This window comes from Dictyobacter halimunensis (genome assembly GCF_036245075.1).
Map to the genome: position 1 here is coordinate 4,044,332 of NZ_BSRI01000002.1, position 16,033 is coordinate 4,060,364.

The 16,033-nt window shown below is 55.5% G+C and carries 13 protein-coding genes; 2 read left to right on the plus strand and 11 right to left on the minus strand.

The genetic code is table 11. The features are described from left to right. Positions 1 to 5: 5 nt before the first annotated feature. The 4 genes from AABA21_RS30700 to AABA21_RS30715 all read right to left on the minus strand — a co-directional run bounded on the left by AABA21_RS30700 (position 6) and on the right by AABA21_RS30715 (position 3,626). Entirely contained in the window at positions 6 to 1,448 is a 1,443-nt protein-coding gene (locus AABA21_RS30700) for an MFS transporter (RefSeq protein WP_338256114.1), read from the minus strand. Positions 1,449 to 1,566: 118 nt separating this feature from the next. Then, positions 1,567 to 1,791: a DUF951 domain-containing protein gene (locus AABA21_RS30705; RefSeq protein ID WP_338256116.1), complete on the minus strand. Its 225-nt coding sequence runs from the start codon at positions 1,789 to 1,791 to the stop codon at positions 1,567 to 1,569. A 6-nt stretch (positions 1,792 to 1,797) separates the two neighbouring features. Next, positions 1,798 to 2,430, minus strand: a complete 633-nt coding sequence (nadD, locus tag AABA21_RS30710; protein ID WP_338256118.1) for a nicotinate-nucleotide adenylyltransferase — start codon at positions 2,428 to 2,430, stop codon at positions 1,798 to 1,800. Positions 2,431 to 2,561: 131 nt separating this feature from the next. Further along, the gene (locus AABA21_RS30715) at positions 2,562 to 3,626 is read right to left on the minus strand and encodes a mechanosensitive ion channel family protein (RefSeq protein WP_338258494.1); all 1,065 of its coding nucleotides are present in this window, start codon (positions 3,624 to 3,626) and stop codon (positions 2,562 to 2,564) included. 1,070 nt (positions 3,627 to 4,696) lie between these two features. On the opposite strand from AABA21_RS30715, the gene AABA21_RS30720 reads away from it, so the two are divergent. Beyond that, positions 4,697 to 5,182: a hypothetical protein gene (locus AABA21_RS30720; protein WP_338256119.1), complete on the plus strand. Its 486-nt coding sequence runs from the start codon at positions 4,697 to 4,699 to the stop codon at positions 5,180 to 5,182. A gap of 83 nt (positions 5,183 to 5,265) precedes the next feature. Here AABA21_RS30720 and AABA21_RS30725 read toward each other — a convergent pair whose 3' ends face one another. Both AABA21_RS30725 and AABA21_RS30730 read right to left on the minus strand, forming a co-directional pair. After that, positions 5,266 to 6,759: an MDR family MFS transporter gene (locus AABA21_RS30725; RefSeq protein WP_338256121.1), complete on the minus strand. Its 1,494-nt coding sequence runs from the start codon at positions 6,757 to 6,759 to the stop codon at positions 5,266 to 5,268. 60 nt (positions 6,760 to 6,819) lie between these two features. After that, positions 6,820 to 7,800, minus strand: coding sequence for a LacI family DNA-binding transcriptional regulator (locus AABA21_RS30730; RefSeq protein ID WP_338256123.1), 981 nt, complete (start codon positions 7,798 to 7,800; stop codon positions 6,820 to 6,822). 253 nt (positions 7,801 to 8,053) lie between these two features. Between AABA21_RS30730 and AABA21_RS30735 the strand changes: the two genes are divergently transcribed. Then, entirely contained in the window at positions 8,054 to 8,635 is a 582-nt protein-coding gene (locus AABA21_RS30735; RefSeq protein WP_338256124.1) for a hypothetical protein, read from the plus strand. On the opposite strand, the gene gluQRS is transcribed toward AABA21_RS30735, so the two are convergent. From gluQRS to AABA21_RS30760, 5 genes are read right to left on the minus strand one after another with little or no spacing between them, the layout of a single operon-like run. Further along, the gene (gluQRS, locus tag AABA21_RS30740; protein WP_338256125.1) at positions 8,636 to 9,616 is read right to left on the minus strand and encodes a tRNA glutamyl-Q(34) synthetase GluQRS; all 981 of its coding nucleotides are present in this window, start codon (positions 9,614 to 9,616) and stop codon (positions 8,636 to 8,638) included. Then, the gene (locus AABA21_RS30745) at positions 9,601 to 10,263 is read right to left on the minus strand and encodes a Maf family protein (RefSeq protein WP_338256127.1); all 663 of its coding nucleotides are present in this window, start codon (positions 10,261 to 10,263) and stop codon (positions 9,601 to 9,603) included. Before AABA21_RS30745 ends, gluQRS begins: the two co-directional genes overlap by 16 nt. Then, positions 10,260 to 11,564 carry a class I SAM-dependent RNA methyltransferase gene (locus tag AABA21_RS30750; RefSeq protein ID WP_338256128.1) on the minus strand — a complete coding sequence of 435 codons (1,305 nt, stop codon included), beginning with the start codon at positions 11,562 to 11,564 and terminating at the stop codon, positions 10,260 to 10,262. Before AABA21_RS30750 ends, AABA21_RS30745 begins: the two co-directional genes overlap by 4 nt. Continuing rightward, positions 11,561 to 13,576, minus strand: a complete 2,016-nt coding sequence (locus tag AABA21_RS30755; protein WP_338256129.1) for a tetratricopeptide repeat protein — start codon at positions 13,574 to 13,576, stop codon at positions 11,561 to 11,563. Before AABA21_RS30755 ends, AABA21_RS30750 begins: the two co-directional genes overlap by 4 nt. A gap of 42 nt (positions 13,577 to 13,618) precedes the next feature. Continuing rightward, positions 13,619 to 15,847: a tetratricopeptide repeat protein gene (locus AABA21_RS30760; protein ID WP_338256130.1), complete on the minus strand. Its 2,229-nt coding sequence runs from the start codon at positions 15,845 to 15,847 to the stop codon at positions 13,619 to 13,621. Between the last annotated feature and the right edge of the window lie 186 nt (positions 15,848 to 16,033).

Genomic DNA, 16,033 nt, shown 5'->3' on the forward strand with positions numbered 1-16,033 from the left:
TTCCCTCAATCAACATTTCCTCTACCTGGTACTGTGGTCAGAGGTGTTTCCTCACGTTCCACTAGCTGTTCTTGTTGCGCTATGGATACAGTCGGATGCCTCCGTTCGTAGTAAACGCTCCAGATGCCGAAAATTAGTATACTACCCGAAAGTAGATACAGCACACGATCAATATGCAGGGAGGTGTCGGAGAGTATACCAATGATCAGGATGACTGGAATGGAGCACGCATTATACAGTACAAGCTGCAGGGCCAGCACGCGGCCCTTGATCCACTCTGGTGTCAGCTCCTGCATCGCTGTCTGGGCCGGGATGTTCACGAAGTCCAGGGCGACCCCGGCAACAAACATGCAGCCGGCCATAGCGACCAGCAGCCAGGGATCTTTATTCCAGTGCTGGGGCTCCAGCCAGCGCGCGAAGACCGTTGAGAGCGGCAAGAGCAGGGTCGCGATGGTCAGGCCAACATTGCCGATTAAGATCGTGCGCAGCTTCCCCAGGTGGCGCGTGATCCTGGGCATCAAGACCGAGCCCAGCACCAATCCAATGCCGGCCGGCGCGAATACCAACGCCATCAAATTCGCGTTCATATTGAGCAGATCCGTCACAATTGGCGTCGCGATCTGCCCGATTACCAGGATCAGGATGCCCACAAACGAGAGCTGCACGACCGCCAGCAGCAGGGACCGCCGCTTGTGAATAAAGTGCCAGCCCTCCTTCATCTCGTTCTGCATCCGGCGTACGATGCTGATGGTCTCGGCGGCCAGGTCTGGAACAGGCTCGGTTTGTGTATCGCCTCGGTGTGTGAAGCTGGCGTGTGGAATCGATACGATCAGTGCCGCGCAGATTAAATAGAGGATGGTAATGATGGCGTAGAGCTGAATGAACGCGTCGATCGGGACGTTGAACAATGTGAATGTGGGCAGTAGCGCGATGGCCAGCGGGGCCATCAGCACGTAGCCGATCGCCTGCGAGAGCATGAACGTGATGTTAAACAGCGAGAGCGCCGGCATCAATTCATCCTCATCCACCAGCATCGGAATGGCCGAGCCTTCAGCCGGCGTAAAAAACTGGCCGATGGCCGAAACGATAAAGGTCAATAAGTAGATGGGGACAAGTACGCTGCTCCGATGGGCCAGGAGCACAAATGCAAATATCAGCGTGACGATGGCTCGCAGACAGTTGCTGGTCCAGAGCACGCGCCGCTTGTCCAGGCGGTCCACAAAGACGCCAGCGGGCGCCCCGAAGAGCACCGCGGGGACGCTAAAGCAGATGATCGCCAGGCCGATCATGATGGTGGAATGGGGGACGATACTGTTGATCAGCATAATCAAAGCGTAATTCGTCGCGTTGAGAATGGTCATGGAGATAAGCTGAGCCAGCCAGAGTCGCAGGAAGTTCCTCTTCTTGAGAAGAGTGAGAAAACCCTTGTTCGATTGGGCTATTGCCATTATGCCTTATCCTTGTACGTTATACGAAAATAAATCCTTTTTATGTATAACGTTGAGTATACAGGGATGTGGCAAGAGGGCGCAAGGGGCGGGGCACCCCGCGCTGTTTCTTCGTATGTTATTCTTCATCAAAAAAATCGACTTCGGAGGATGCCAGGCGGGGGAGCACCTGTTTGACGCGGCGCTCAACCTCTGAACGCGGTAAGAGGATGCGCCGTCCACACTTTTCGCAGCGCAGTCCGATATCAGCTCCCAGCCGCACTACCTCCCAATCGAAGCTGCCGCAGGGATGTTTTTTGCGGAGCCGCAAGCGTTCTCCGATCGCAAATTGCATTGGTGCCATGAATATCTAGCTTTCTGTTTGATGTTGATAGAGGTGGTGGGACCGGATATACGCCTCAACCTCTGCTGGTACCTGGTACTTGATGGGGCGGTTTTCTACTATACGCTGCCGCAGGTTGGTGGATGAGATGTCCAGTTGCGGTGCGGCCACCAGGCACACCTTTTGGAGCAGTCCAGGCAAGCGGGCCTCCAGCTGTTGATTATACGCCTCATCTTCCTGATAGCCTGGACGATGGACCACCACCAGGCGCTGCAACTGCTCCAGGATCTCAGCCGGCTTATACCAGGTAGGGAAGTCTTCCAGGCTATCCCAGCCAATGACGAAGAACAGATCCGTCTCCTGTCCCCACTGTTTTTTGAGCAGGTGTAACGTATCTACCAGGTAGGAAGGTCCTGACCGATCAATCTCAACACGTGAGACGCTGAAATGGGGATTTGAGGCCGCCGCCATCTCAACCATGGCCAGGCGGTCTCTTACTGGCGCTGTGGTGCGGTTCATTTTATGTGGAGGTTCGCCGGCGGGGATAAAAACCATCTCGTTGAGATTGAGCGCGTAGCGTACCTCCTCAGCCACAATTAAATGGGCAAGGTGAATGGGATCGAACGTTCCTCCCATTAAACCAATTGATCGCGTACTCACCCCTGGCTGCTCCCCCTTCTGCGAATGATCATTTTCTTCTTCCCCGGATTTTATCATATCCGAGTTCATGTGGAAAGAAGTTGTTTTGTGTGTTGGTGCGCCCCTGTCGCACCAACACACAAAACAACTTCTTAGATTGGTTCCTTGACGCTGATATCGGAGTTGGGGAAGAGGTTGTGCAGTTCATAAACGACGGTGGAGATATCGATCACCTGGCCTGTAGCGACCCAGAAGCGTATCTGCAGCGAAACCTTTTCGCCTTCATAGCTATTGACCATCACCGTCGGATCTGGCTTGGGCATGACCTCCTGATAGTTCTTGAGCAGTAGCAGGATCTTGCTGCTGGTCTCATCGCGGTCAAAATCCGCCTGCGGCATCGTCAGCATTAGCAGTGAGCGCCGCTCACCAAAGTGGGTATTATTGATGACCGCGTTGCTGAAGATAAAGAGATTGGGGACGCTGACCTCTTCGCCGCTGGTCAGACGTAGCCGCGTGGCGCGCAACTGAATATCTTCCACCTTGCCGATATACGTGATCATGCCCGAGGTGATATTGATCTGATCCCCGATATAAAACGGCCGCTCGACCAGGATGTAGAAACCGGCCACCAGGTTTTTCAGGATATCCTGGAAGGCCACGGTGAGTGTTACCGTGAAGGCACTCAACACCGCCACCGGGATACCGATCGGCACATTCCAGACAGTCAGGATGAAGAAGCCTGTAATGGAGAGGATCACGATATAGAGGACGCGCGCGAACAGGGTGCGCATATTGATATCGACCCGGCTGGCCCCCAGGCTGCGCGTCATCATAGCGCGCAGCGTTCTGGCCACGCCATTGCCCAGCACCAGAATGAGTAAGGTCTCAACCAGGTTCCAGGAGGTATCGATCGCTAGAGCGGGCCTGGAAAAGAAGTTCTCCGTCAGGGTAGAGAGAACAAATGAGGCGTTAAAGATCGCCACCGCGCCCGTAACACCCAGCAGCGTTGGAATGACCACCACCGCGACGCCCAGCGTCTGGATAATCCAGTTATCCAGCACGGTCTTATGCAGGCGCCGCACCAGCAGACGCCTGAGCAGGAGACCAAGGCCGAAAGCCGCGAGGATAGTCGCAATACCAATGCCAAGCTGAAAGGCATAATTCATTTGTTGGGTAACATCAGGAGTTATTGCAATACTATTTAAGACAAGCTGCATACACGACACGGAAACCAACCCTCATCAAACTTCTGGAAAAATAACTTCTGAAAATCTTTTTTATAATCGGCAATCTATTCTTAGCCGCATTATATCATAGCTATTTTTCCGCAGTCTCTCCGCATGCGTTTAGTACTGCCGCCAACAGCACCGGTGTACATGTTCTCCAGCAGATAGAATCGTATCGACCACCAGTACCAGGAGGGATATCTGATGGTGACTTGCGGGATTATTCTTGAAGGTCAACGGTATTGTTGGCCTGGAAACGATGATAATCCTCCATAATTTGTTTGAGAATATGCATGTGGCCCATGCTGTTTGCATATGAGGTACTACTATATTTCCAACTGATTTTTACCATTTGCGTATGTCCATTTCTATCGCAAATGTGGAGTTGAACTCCAGCCAATGTTGGCTGAGGTTTGATTGACTTGATACGGCTATATTCGATTATGGTAGTTTTGGATTTATGTATATCGCTCCAATGCTTATACTGGATAAATCCATTGGGTAGCGACACCAGCAACATGTCCCGATCATGTTTTTCAAATTTCCAGACTCCCCTGGAGCCAGCGTATGTTGCAAGTACAGTGCACACTATCGTAAGCACTATTAGTATGGGATATGTGGTAAACATAGGCCAGGGACTTGATTGGATCAAAGTTGTCTGATGTGTAAGCATGATGATGAGTGCGGATGCTATAGTGCAATAAACAGGCATGCATATTGCATAAATGCAACCTAACAGTATAAACGACACAGGTGAGATCGGTGGTGGCTGCCAGACTGACCAATCAGCAGGTACATTTCCTTGCCTGATGTGGCTACTGATTTCTTCTACTGATATGCTCAATACGTCCCCCATAATTTAAACTATCAAGAAATTGATACACAGTCGATGCATCCCTGAACGTGTTCGCTATCCTCTTTTTAGATATGCTCAATGCTCGGAAGAGTCCGATCTACACCTTGAACTATTCTATCCTGTTTTAATTGCTCAGTAAATAGCATATAATCGGTGTCAGCATCTCATCATGCGAATAGATTAATTATGAGGAAGTAACATTGCTATGCCACGGGAAAAAAAAGGGAACCTGCTCCTTTCTCTGATTGTGCTTTGCAGCCTTTGTGTAGTGATTGTGGCCCTTATTTTTCACCAGCTTGTGCTGCTTTTCTCTCTGACATTTACTCTGTGGAGTATTCTAATATTCCTATGGGGGGTTCCGCTTATCTTTGCGGGCGGCAAAGAAGTACTCGCCGCTCGTAAACATGGGGAGAAAGTTCCCTGGCAGTCAAATAGATATCTGGTCAGAGGGTTAACTTATATTTTCCCCTGGGTGATAATGTACATTGCATCTAGTGGATTTATAAGCGAAAATCTTTTGAGAGATAAGAATGGAATGTTCTTTGAAATTATTGAATATGTCGTGGCATTTATTGTTATCTTTCCTCTGCTTATTTTGCTGATCATATTCTTCATTGCCACGATACGCTATATACTGACAACGCCTCATCCCTACGCCAAATACATCCAGGATGCCTTTACCGAGGAGTAATTGCGGCCTGAAGCTGGCAAGATAATTACCCGGTACAAAACATGCCCGCAGGAAGGCGGGCATGTTTTGTACCGGGTAATTATCTATTTAAGCACCTCAACCATAGCCGCGGACTCGGTTTGTTCTTGCATGTTTTTAGTGCGTTTGGGAACGAAGAACATGGCGAGCATAGCCAGCAGTCCCAGGATGCCGGCGACCAGGAAGCTCTGGTGCATGGCCAGCAGGGAGCTTTGCTGCTGCAGTTGCGCGCCCCGAACACCCTGCGCGGACAGCGTATCCATATAGTACATACTGCGCGCCTGTACGATGCTGGAGAGGATGGCTACTCCCATTGGGGCCGCTACGGCGCGCAGCACTGTGATCAGGGTCGAGCCATTAGAGACCTCCTGGTGCTCCTCTTTATCTATGCGCGACATGGCGGCCACCGGGATCTGCTGGCTCAGGCCGAAGGAACTGCCGAGCAAGACCAGAATCCCAATGATGATCCAGATCGGTGTCTGCAGGGCCAGCGTCATCATCAGCGCCGCCGTTCCACCCAGGATGATCAGACCTACGATGACTACCGAGCGCGGTCCGATGCGGTCGGAGAGCCTGCCCGCCACTGGTAAGATGACGATCACCGCCAGCGCCTGCCCCATCTGGATCAGGCCGGCGTTCAGGGCCGTTTCACCATGCAGATTTTGCAGATAGATGGGAATGAGGAAGAGCAGTCCAAACATGATGAAGCTGCTGAAGACCAGGGCGATGGTGCTGAATGCAAAGGTACGATCATGGAAACGCCGGAGATTGAGCAGCGGGATCTGCCCCCGCTTCAGCGTGCGTAGTTCGATGATGATAAAAGTGAAGATGATGAATATGCCAGCCAGGAACAGCACGATATTTTTGAGGCTGCTATCGCCACTGGTAATGGCCGAGATCGCGTAGAGCAGGGTGACGCTGCCAAGAACCGCCGTGAAGAAACCGGGCAGATCGAAGCGCGTGCGCAGCTGCGATGGCGTGTGGCGCAGCACTTTTTGCGCCACCGTGATGGCGATGATGCCCAGGGGAATATTGATAAAGAAGGCCCACTGCCAGCCGAATGTGCTGACCAGGTAGCCGCCCAGAGCGGGACCGATGACCGGCGCGAACTGCATCGGAATACCGATGACGCTGGTGGCCACACCTCGCTCGTGCGGCGCGAAGGCCTGATACTGTAACGTCATGACAAGCGGCAAAAGAATCCCTCCGCCAATGCCCTGGATCAGACGAAAAAGAATCAACGTGGGCAGGTTCCAGGCGAAGCCACACAGGATGGAGCCGAGCAGAAAGGCCACCAGCGTCCACACATAGGCGCGCTTGGCGCCGAATTTAGAGGCCAGGTACGGTGCGGTCGGGATGACCGCAGCCTGTGTGATCATATAGATCGTCACCACCCACTGCACGTCGTGAATGCTGGCTCCGAAGTCGTGCTGCATTTTCGGAACCGCCACGTTGACGATCGTAGCGTCCATCAGGCTCATCAGCATGCCGAGAGAGACGGCGATAGCCACCAGCCACTTATCGGCGAGATATATTTTTGAACGAGTAGTACCAGACATATGTTTCCTTCCCCTTACTCTCTCGGGTCGCGCTATCTTGCAGGGACGATGGTATAGTTTTCATGCCGAGGCACGAACGACAACTGAAAGTTGATTGGCCGACAGTGGTATGGGTTCCTGTCCCTCAATGGCTGCCAGGATAGTGTCGACCAGCTTCTCCATTGATTGGTTATGGTCAAAGCGAATAGTGGTCAGTGGCGGCTGACTGAACTGAGCCAGGGGAATGTCATCGCAACCAATGACGGCCACCGCCTCCGGCACCTGAACGTCCATGTCGGTTAAAGCCGCCAGTACAGCGAAGGCAACCTCGTCGTTGTAGCAGCAAATGCCGGCCGGCCCAGCGATCCTGGCCAATATACCCCGCATGGCTGTTTGTGCGGCCGCACGACTGAGTGGTATGGTCTGTGCTATGGGGGAATGCAGGCCATATTTTCCACATGCCTGACGCACTCCTTCCAGGCGACCCTGTGCCAGCCATTGCACATCCAGCCTCTCGGGGGCCGCAAAGACAATGCTTCTCAAGCCTCTTCGCACAAAATGATCCACCTGCGTTCTGCCGACGCACTGCCGATTTATCTCGCCGGCCATCGTTGCGATTACCGGTACATTGAACTGCTGCAGAAATGCAGCCGCCGTCGCGTCGTTCTCATCCACATACGAGAGGATGGCCCTTGGCGTCAGGTGAAAGGCCGGATGGGCTTTGCCGGTCATGCTCAGCTCGCCAACGTGCCAGATCAGGGTGAAACCGTGCTCCGAGAGCCTTGTGCCCAGCACCTTTAATGTGCGTGCCAGGTCTGGATCAACCTGTTCGAAAGGAAGCACCGCCAGCACCAGGTCGCTCTGTCCCTTGCTCAGCGTGCGCGCCGGGCTAAAAGGACTGTACCCCAGTTCCTGCACCGCCTTCAGAACGCGCTCACGCGTCTCCGGAGGAATGCTCTGGCGCGGATCATTATTGAGCACATAGCTGACCGTGGCCCGCGAGACACCGCTCGCCCGCGCCACATCGACACTCGTCACGCGCCGCGCTCCCTTTTCTGCCATTTCCTACTCCTCAGCCAATACTTTTATCTAAACTATATATCACTTACACGTGTAAGTCAACCCATCTGACCCCTACAGATATTGATGCATACGGGTATAATTCATATTTTTGCAGAGAGAAAGGCAAGGAGAAAAACGAAAATACCCCTTGTTGCCTGCAACGATACATCTTGATAAACCGTCAAATCGGCTCTGTACAATAGAGAGCAAGGGTGATATTTTTCTCATCTGCGGGTAGAGGATAGAGGGGATTGTGCGCGAGAACGTTGATGAAATTACGCTGCGCCTGAACTCGATACAGGATCTGTTTAGCGTGCCCCAGCCAGATCCTTTTGTGGAGACGGTGCGTTTTGTGCCGGCCATCGATATCGTGAAGAGCCGGTGCGAACTGCCTGGACCCTGGCGCAAGCGGCGTACACGAATCGTGATCTATTTGCCGGCGCGCCATATCGAGGCGGATCTGGCACGCAAGACGCGGGCCGCGATCCAGCGCTATTGCACCTTCCAGATCTGGCAAAACCGCAATTCTGCCGTGGTCTTGAAGCAGGATGCGTTACGGGCCTTGATTATTGGTATCCTGTTTATGGCCAGTGGCCTGTTCTTGCTCGGTAACGTCAATGCCCTGCCCACCGTCCTCGCCACGTTCTTGAGCGATGGCTTCAATGTCGCTTTCTGGGTCATCCTGTGGCGTCCCGTCGATTTTTTCCTCTTTGATCTCTCGGCGTTCTGGCGCGAGGGCCGCGTCTACAAGCAGATCATGAAGGCCGAGGTCGTTCTCCGCCCCGAGGAGCAGCCTGCATCCCACGCTGATGCTGCCTTGCCCGAGACGAGCTAGCTATGCTGTGTGGGGGCCAGGACGTAGGAGCTCATAGAGCGATGTCGCGGGCCGCTGGCGATAGTACGCGGCCAGTTCTGCCGCGCTGATCGCCTCTGCGGTATCGCGCAGGCCGCAGCTGTGAGCAAGCAGGCCGATGACATCTTCCGCCGTGTAGTTGCTGGCTTGCAGGGGAGCCAGACCAGCGCTCTGGACGCGCTTGGAGAGCTTCTGCCCCTGTTCGTTGCGGATGAGGGGGACGTGGGCGAAGGTAGGAACGGAAAAGTCGAGCAGTTGATAGAGGACGATCTGGCGCGCGGTCGAGGAGAGCAGATCAGCCCCGCGCACGATCTGGTTGAGGTGCATCAGGGCGTCATCCACCACGACCGCCAGCTGATAGGCAAAGATGCCATCGGCCCGGCGCAGGATAAAATCACCGACCGCCTGCTGTACCTGCTGCTGCTGTGGACCCAGCACGAGATCGGTGAAGGTGATGGTGGTATCGTTGGGGACGCGCAGGCGCAGCGAGGGACGCCGTCCCTGCCGTTCGTACTGGCGCCTTTGCCTCTCGCTTAACTGGCGGCAGGTGCCCGGATAGCGTGCCCCCCCATCAACTCCGGCGGGCAGGTGCGCGGCCGCCTGCTGGATCTCCGCCCGGCTGCAATAGCAGGGATAGACCAGTCCCGCGTCCTGCAGACGTTGCAGATACCGCTGATAGATCCCCAATCGCTCATTCTGGATGTAGGGGGCATAGGGACCGCCCTCGGGCCCCTCATCCCAGTCCAGTCCCAGCCAGTGTAGATCTTGAAGCATCTGCTCCGTGGCGCGCGGCTGCATGCGCGGCTGATCCAGGTCTTCGATGCGCAGGATAAACTCGCCTCCGGCGCCACGGGCGAAGAGCCAGGCCAGCAGCGCGGTGCGCAGATTGCCCATGTGCAACGTACCGGTGGGACTGGGCGCGTAGCGTCCTCGTACAATCTCAGTCATTAGCTGATGTGACATAGCTCCGACCAGGGGCAGGCGCTGTGCGGGTCTCCCTGGCTGGCGGGATAAACATCAAAGTTTGCCAGCAGGCGCACCAGCGTGCACAGGGGCAGACCGACCACGTTTAAATAGCAGCCAGCGATGCGTTCGGTTGGCTGGAAGCTGGCGCTTTGAATTCCATATGCCCCGGCCTTGTCCATGGGATCGCCAGTCGCGATATAGGCGTCGATCTCTTCATCCGTGTAGGGACGCATCAGGACCGGTGTGTTGCAGCTATCACCCTGCATGCGCAGCTGACCATCGACCATCGTGCTGACCACCACACCGGTGACGACGCGATGCCAGCGTCCGCGCAGAGAGCGCAGCAGGCTGCGGGCGTGTTCCTCGTCGCGTGGCTTGCCCAGTTCATGGTCATCCAGGATGACCGTGGTATCGGATGTGATGACCAGGTGATTGGCTGCTTCTGGCCGGGTGAACATCATCAGAGCCTTGTGGGTCGCGGTCCATGTGCCCAGCCCATCGGCCGGTCCCTGGTAGTGGGCCTGAGCGGCATCCTCATCGCCGGGAGCGACGCTGACGATATATGGCAGTCCAAGTTTGGCCAGAATCTGTCGCCTGCGGGGCGAGGCGGAGGCTAGCAGTAAAGGCAACTGTGTTGTTGTCATAGGGTTGTGCGCTCCAATACGGCTACATTCTCGATGTGGGCGGTCTGTGGGAACATGTCCAGCGGCTGCACCGAGCGCAGGTGATAGGCCTGGCTCACATTGCACAAAATATTGAGGTCGCGGGCCAGGGTCGATGGATCGCACGAGACATAGACGATGCGCGCCACCGGATTCTGAATCAATGCATCCAACACAGTTGATTGGCAGCCGGCGCGTGGTGGATCGATGACGAAGCCGTCGATCTGCGCCGAGAGGCCCGGCAGCATATCCTCGACCTTGCCCTTGATGATCTCGACGTGCTCGACATCGCGCATGTTCCACTGTGCGTCTTTAATGGCGCTGGCGGACTCCTCGATGGCGATCACCTTGCCCACGTGGGGGGCCAGCAGGGCAGCGAACGTTCCCACACCGCAATAGGCATCGACCACCGTCATCTGGCGAATCTTCTCCTCGGGCTGGTCGGCCAGCAGGCCATCCAGTACCATGCGGGCCATCTTCTCCGCCTGGGTGGTATTGGTCTGGAAGAACGAACTGGGTCGAATGCGGAAGCTCTGTCCGCCCAGCACCTCTTCCATCGTCTCTGCCTGGATCTCGATGCCCTGTTCTGCCATCTGCTGACGCACCTCTTCGCTCTGCGCCGGCTGGATCAGCATCTGGTTATTGGCGGTCGCGCAGCGGATCAGAACCTGCGGACGTGGATTGACGTGCTGGTTGACTACCTTGAGGGCCCGGTTGATCTGCCCATGGGCGATGGGACACTCGGCGAGTGGTAGCACGCGATGCGAGCCGCGCGCCGTCAGGCCGGCCTGTCCCTCGCGGTTGACGGAGAAGCGCATATGGTTGCGATAGTGCCAGGGATCATCGCAGGCCACGGTATCCAGCAGCGGAGGATCGGTGAACTGTCCAACTTCATGTAAGAGCTGGCGTACAACCTCACGCTTCCACCCCAGCTGTGCCGTGTAGCGCATATGCTGGATCTGGCAGCCTCCGCAGGTGCCGAAGACCGGGCAGGGAGCCTGGATGCGTAAGGGAGATGTTTCGTGGAGCTCGGTGATCCAGACCCGTGGTGGCCGCTGTTTCCAGTGGCGGCGTTTGCGGCCGGGTCTGGGCGTTGGCGGTGCCTCGACGGCGATCGTCACGCGCTCGCCGGGAAGTCCCGCCGGTACCTGGAGCAGGCGAGTGTGAACGTCGCCTGCCTCATTCTGTTCGCTGATTTCAGCTGTGGCATGCCCATCACGGGAGAGCGCGCCCAGCTCGACGGTATAATAGGTGATTGTGCGTTCTTCTTGAATCTGTGTCATTTCTTCTTTGCTTTGCGACTTTTGGATTTGTTCGGGCCCTGTGGTCCACGACGCTGTTTGTATTCTGCATTGTAGCGCGCGCGCGCCTCCTGTAGGAACTCGTCATCGCTATCCAGGCTTTCACCCTTGCTGAGATAGCGATCGGCGCTACGGAAGTCGCCACTCTGCATATAAATCAGCGCTATTGTAGCATACAGGTCAGCGGCATCGGGATTGTTGTCCAGTCCCTCACGGGCGACATCGAGCGCCTTTTTGGCGTTGTCCTGCACCAGGTAGATGCTGGCCAGTTCGGTATAGGCCTCCGTCAGTTCGGGTGCCAGCTCAATGCTGCGCTGCAGAGCTGCGCTGGCCTCTTTAAAGCGCTCCATCTGGTGCTGGATGTAGCCGATACGATACCAGACCTGGGCATCATCCGGTGTCAGACGGGAGAGCTCATTGAAGTGTTTCAGGGCCTCTTCGTTGTCCTCGCGCTGCATCGCGATCTCGGCCAGCCCCATCGCCACATCAACGGCATCCTCTTGTGTCAAAGGACCCTTCTGGGCCTCGCGCAGGTGTGCTTCTGCTTCATCCAGCTTCTCTTCGTGCTGGATGAGAATGGTAGCCAGCAAGACATGGTTGGCCGGGGTATCCGATACCTGCAGCGCCTCGCGGATGGTTGGCTCGACCATGGCATCGAAGCGTTCCTCTTCCTCATGATCATCATTGTTGTGGAAGCGGGCCGCGATGGCATGGTAGCTATAGGCGAGGTTGCGCAATGCTTCGCCACGGCTCTCTGGCAGCTTTTCAGCCATCAACTGGGCGTAGCAAGCCGCGCGCTCAACATCGGCGATGCCACCAGACAGGTCAAATGCCTCTCTGAAGATCTCCTCGTTTTCCTGCGGGGCTTTGGCGATGAGCGCATCATGGTGGTGCAGGAGCTGAACAATCAGGCGAATCATCGAGCTCATATTGCCAAGCGTGCTGGCCAAAAGCTGCATCTCGCCCAGGTCCTCTTCCTCCTCATCTTCGTCCTCCTCCAAATCCTCGTCTTCGTCCTCCTCCTCTTCTTCTAAATCCTCTTCTGCCTCTTCGAGCTCCTCAGTCTCGTCTTCGATATCCTGGCTAATCTCCTCGATCTCACTGCTGAGGTCAGTGATGCTCTGCTGAAGCTCTTCTAGCGAAAGCTCATTTAACCTGGCGCCCTCGTTGGTGAAATCGTGGATGCGCCACTCCTCATCTTCAAAGATGACGGTATAGCGTGTCCAGAACCAGCCTCGGCCGGTCTCTTTAAAGGAAATGGTCGGCTGGGGACATTCTGGCACGGCGAGTGTTGGTTCTGGAGTCAACCGGATGGACCAGCCGACATCGACCTGGGCGATATCGGGTCCCAATTCATCTTCAACGGGCTCGATAAAAGAGATCTGCAGGTCATCGGGTCGCACCTTTTCGGCCCAGGACTGGCGACGTGCCACCCAGTCTGCCTCCGAGAGGCCCTCGCGCAAGGGGCTTTCCTTTGAAAGGTAGCCAACGACCTCGTCGTAGTGTTGATTGCCCCATTCCTGCAAAAATTCGGTCACCGTATCCAGGTGCTCGGGCGCCCCCATCAGGCCCTCGGCCTGTCCAAAGAGGGACTGGAGCTCGGACATGAATGAATCTTCCTCGGGCTCATCGCTCTGGGTAAAGTTCTCAATGGTCTCAGTGAGTGTTGGACCCGCTGGTATGGTCCACTCGGCATAGACGTCTTCATTTTCGAGTTGAATCAGGCGTCGGCGAGCCTCTTTGCGGATCTCTTTATTGTTGCTCAGCGCGTTGATCGCCTGGATAATATCGGCGGAGGCCGTTGTTTTTATGGTACCCAGGGTCTTGAGAAGGGCGATCTGGACATTTTCTGGCTGGCTTGTAAATGGTTCTAGCAGCGCTTTGGCCTCGGCTAGGTCTTCGCTGGCGTTTAAGGCGCGCGCAATCTGTTCGAATTGCTGTAGGAGCGCCACATCCCCCTCGGGTCCTTTATTTTGTTTATCCTGGTCAGTCATAATGAATTATCGTCCTTTCCTTATTCTTGATCAGGCATCACGCTACACGCGTTTGCGCATACTGGCGATTTGCTGGCGCACCGCTGGAATGAAGTCTGATTCAGGGTCAATGCGTTCAGCTTCTTCAAGGTGCCGCTGTGCCTGGCGCCGATCACCTTTCTCTGCCAATACAGAGGCCAGTAATGCATGCAGGTAAGCCGTTTCTGGATATTGACGTAGTGCCCCCTCTAATAGCATCTGGGCTTTGTTAGCATCAGAGCGTTGCATGTAAATCGCTGTGAGTTCACTATAGATGCGAATATCAGTCGGGTTTTCCGCCAGGGCCTTCTGGTAATACGATTCAGCCTCATCAAGTCGATCTAGCAAGCGGTTGGCAAAGCCCAGGCTAAACCAGACGCCAGGGTATTGTGGTTGTATGTCAGCGACGCGCCGGAAGTGTGATACGGCTTCTTCAGGCTGCTGCTGACGCATAGCCACATTGCCTAGCCCGGCCTCAATCGAGGCTTCAAGCGCGGGCTCTGGCTTCCCCTTGGAGAGCAATTCCAGGCTCTTCATGAATTCCTCGCGTGCGTCATCATTGCGATCCAGGCTTATCAAGAGCTCGCCCAGCAGTGAATGACTGGTGGCGCTGTTATCTACAACGACCGATTCACGTAAATTCTCCTCGGCCCGCTGCAGCAGATGCTGGTGACGATCCTTGAACTCGGGACTGTCAAAGCGGAAGGCCAGTTCAGCTAGAGTTGCCCCCAGCCGGCGCAGGGTGTCGGCCTTGTTGTTAGGAAAGCGCTGTGCCATGCGCTCAAGATACACCATCATCCGTTCAGGATTGCCTGTGAGGACCGAGCAGCTATATGCATCCTCAGTAGCATTATAATCCAGGGGCAATTGCGCGATCAGCGCGTCGTGGAAATGCAGCATCTGACCCAGACGCCATGACATCTCCTCCATAAATGTTTCGGGATCTCTGTCCTGCTGCTTGAGCGCCTGGTCGATGACCTCTTCATACTCTTTAATGCGCTGCTGCAGCTGATCGATGGCCACACCCTGTAAAGCGACCCCTTCATCCTTTATCAGCTGGATGCGCCACGCATTGCCCTCTCGGGTCAGCGTATACGTATTCCAGAACCAGTGCCGCCCGGTCTCTTTATTGACGGCCGTGCCCATGGGCATCTCTTTGATGGTGCCGCCGAGAGGAGTCTCCAGCAGTTCAAGGGACCAGCCGATCTCTAGCAGCTTGCTTGTGGTGCCGCGCTGACTGGCCGTCGCGCCCGGAAGCCAGATGGCGCTTTGTGGTTGCTCTCGTTCGTGAATAAAGCTGAGCTCCATGCGCGTTGGATGCGCCTCATCGAACCAGGCACGATGCTGCTCGATCCACTCATCGCGTGCCAGGTTATCGCGCACCGGACTGTTGTTGGTGAGCAGGTCGTAGGCCAGGCCGTAGTCTCCGAACGACCAGGCGCCAATAAAGTTGGCCGCCACCTCCTGCGGCTCCATATCGGGCGCGATCAGGGTCTGACTTGTGTCATCGTTGGCCTCAGTTGCCTGCAGAATCATCTTGTTGACCAGCGGCTGCTGTGCCCGGTAGTCGGGGTTAGGCTGGGTGCCGCGCCAGGCATTGATGTCCAGCGCCTCTTCAATCAAGCGCTTCGCCTCACTCAGTGAGCAGGGGACCAACTCTACCTCGGCCGGTACTTTTTGCAAGTTCTTGAGGTGCTCATCGATATGGCGCCTGGTACCGGTCTCGGTAAAGAAGTCCTTCACCCCATCATTCCAGAAATCCAGCAGGAAGCTGAGCACACGCGCTTCGCCGTACTCATAGCCCTGCTCCCAGCACAGCGTTACCTGCATCTCGCCCTGTTCGCGTGAGCGGGTGACGAAACCCTTCCAGAAGCGTGGCGGATTGGAAACGTTGAGCTGGACCGCCGCCGTCTGGCTGACCGGGGCGCTCCAATGAGGGGTAACCTTTGATGATTCCAGGCGTAGCAGGCCACGACGTGCCTCTTTGCGGACCTCTTTGTTGGGGCTTACCGCGTTGATGGCGACCAGGATGTCGGCGCCGTCGACCCGATTGGTTCTGGCCAGGGACTTTACCAGTGCCAGCTGCGCGGCCTCAGATAGGGCGAAGATCTCTGCGAGGGCAGTCTCTACCTGAGCTTGATCTTTACTCTCATGCAGCCGGGTAGCGATGGTTGGATACTGTTGCTGTATGTTTTCAACCTGTTCAGTTTCCTCGGATGTGAGCTGAACATCGGTATTTTTTTTGGCGGACATGGTGCTCTTTACTCCTCACTACGACTCACTATCCTGTCGATTGTACCACGAAGCAGGAGAAGAGTCGAGACGAGCGAATCGGAGTGAGGTATGTGAGCGCCCCCGTACGGGCGTCCGCTGTGCGGCCGCATCTATTATGTATATTGGTGCGTGGGGTGCGCATCTGCGCACCCCACGCACCAATAT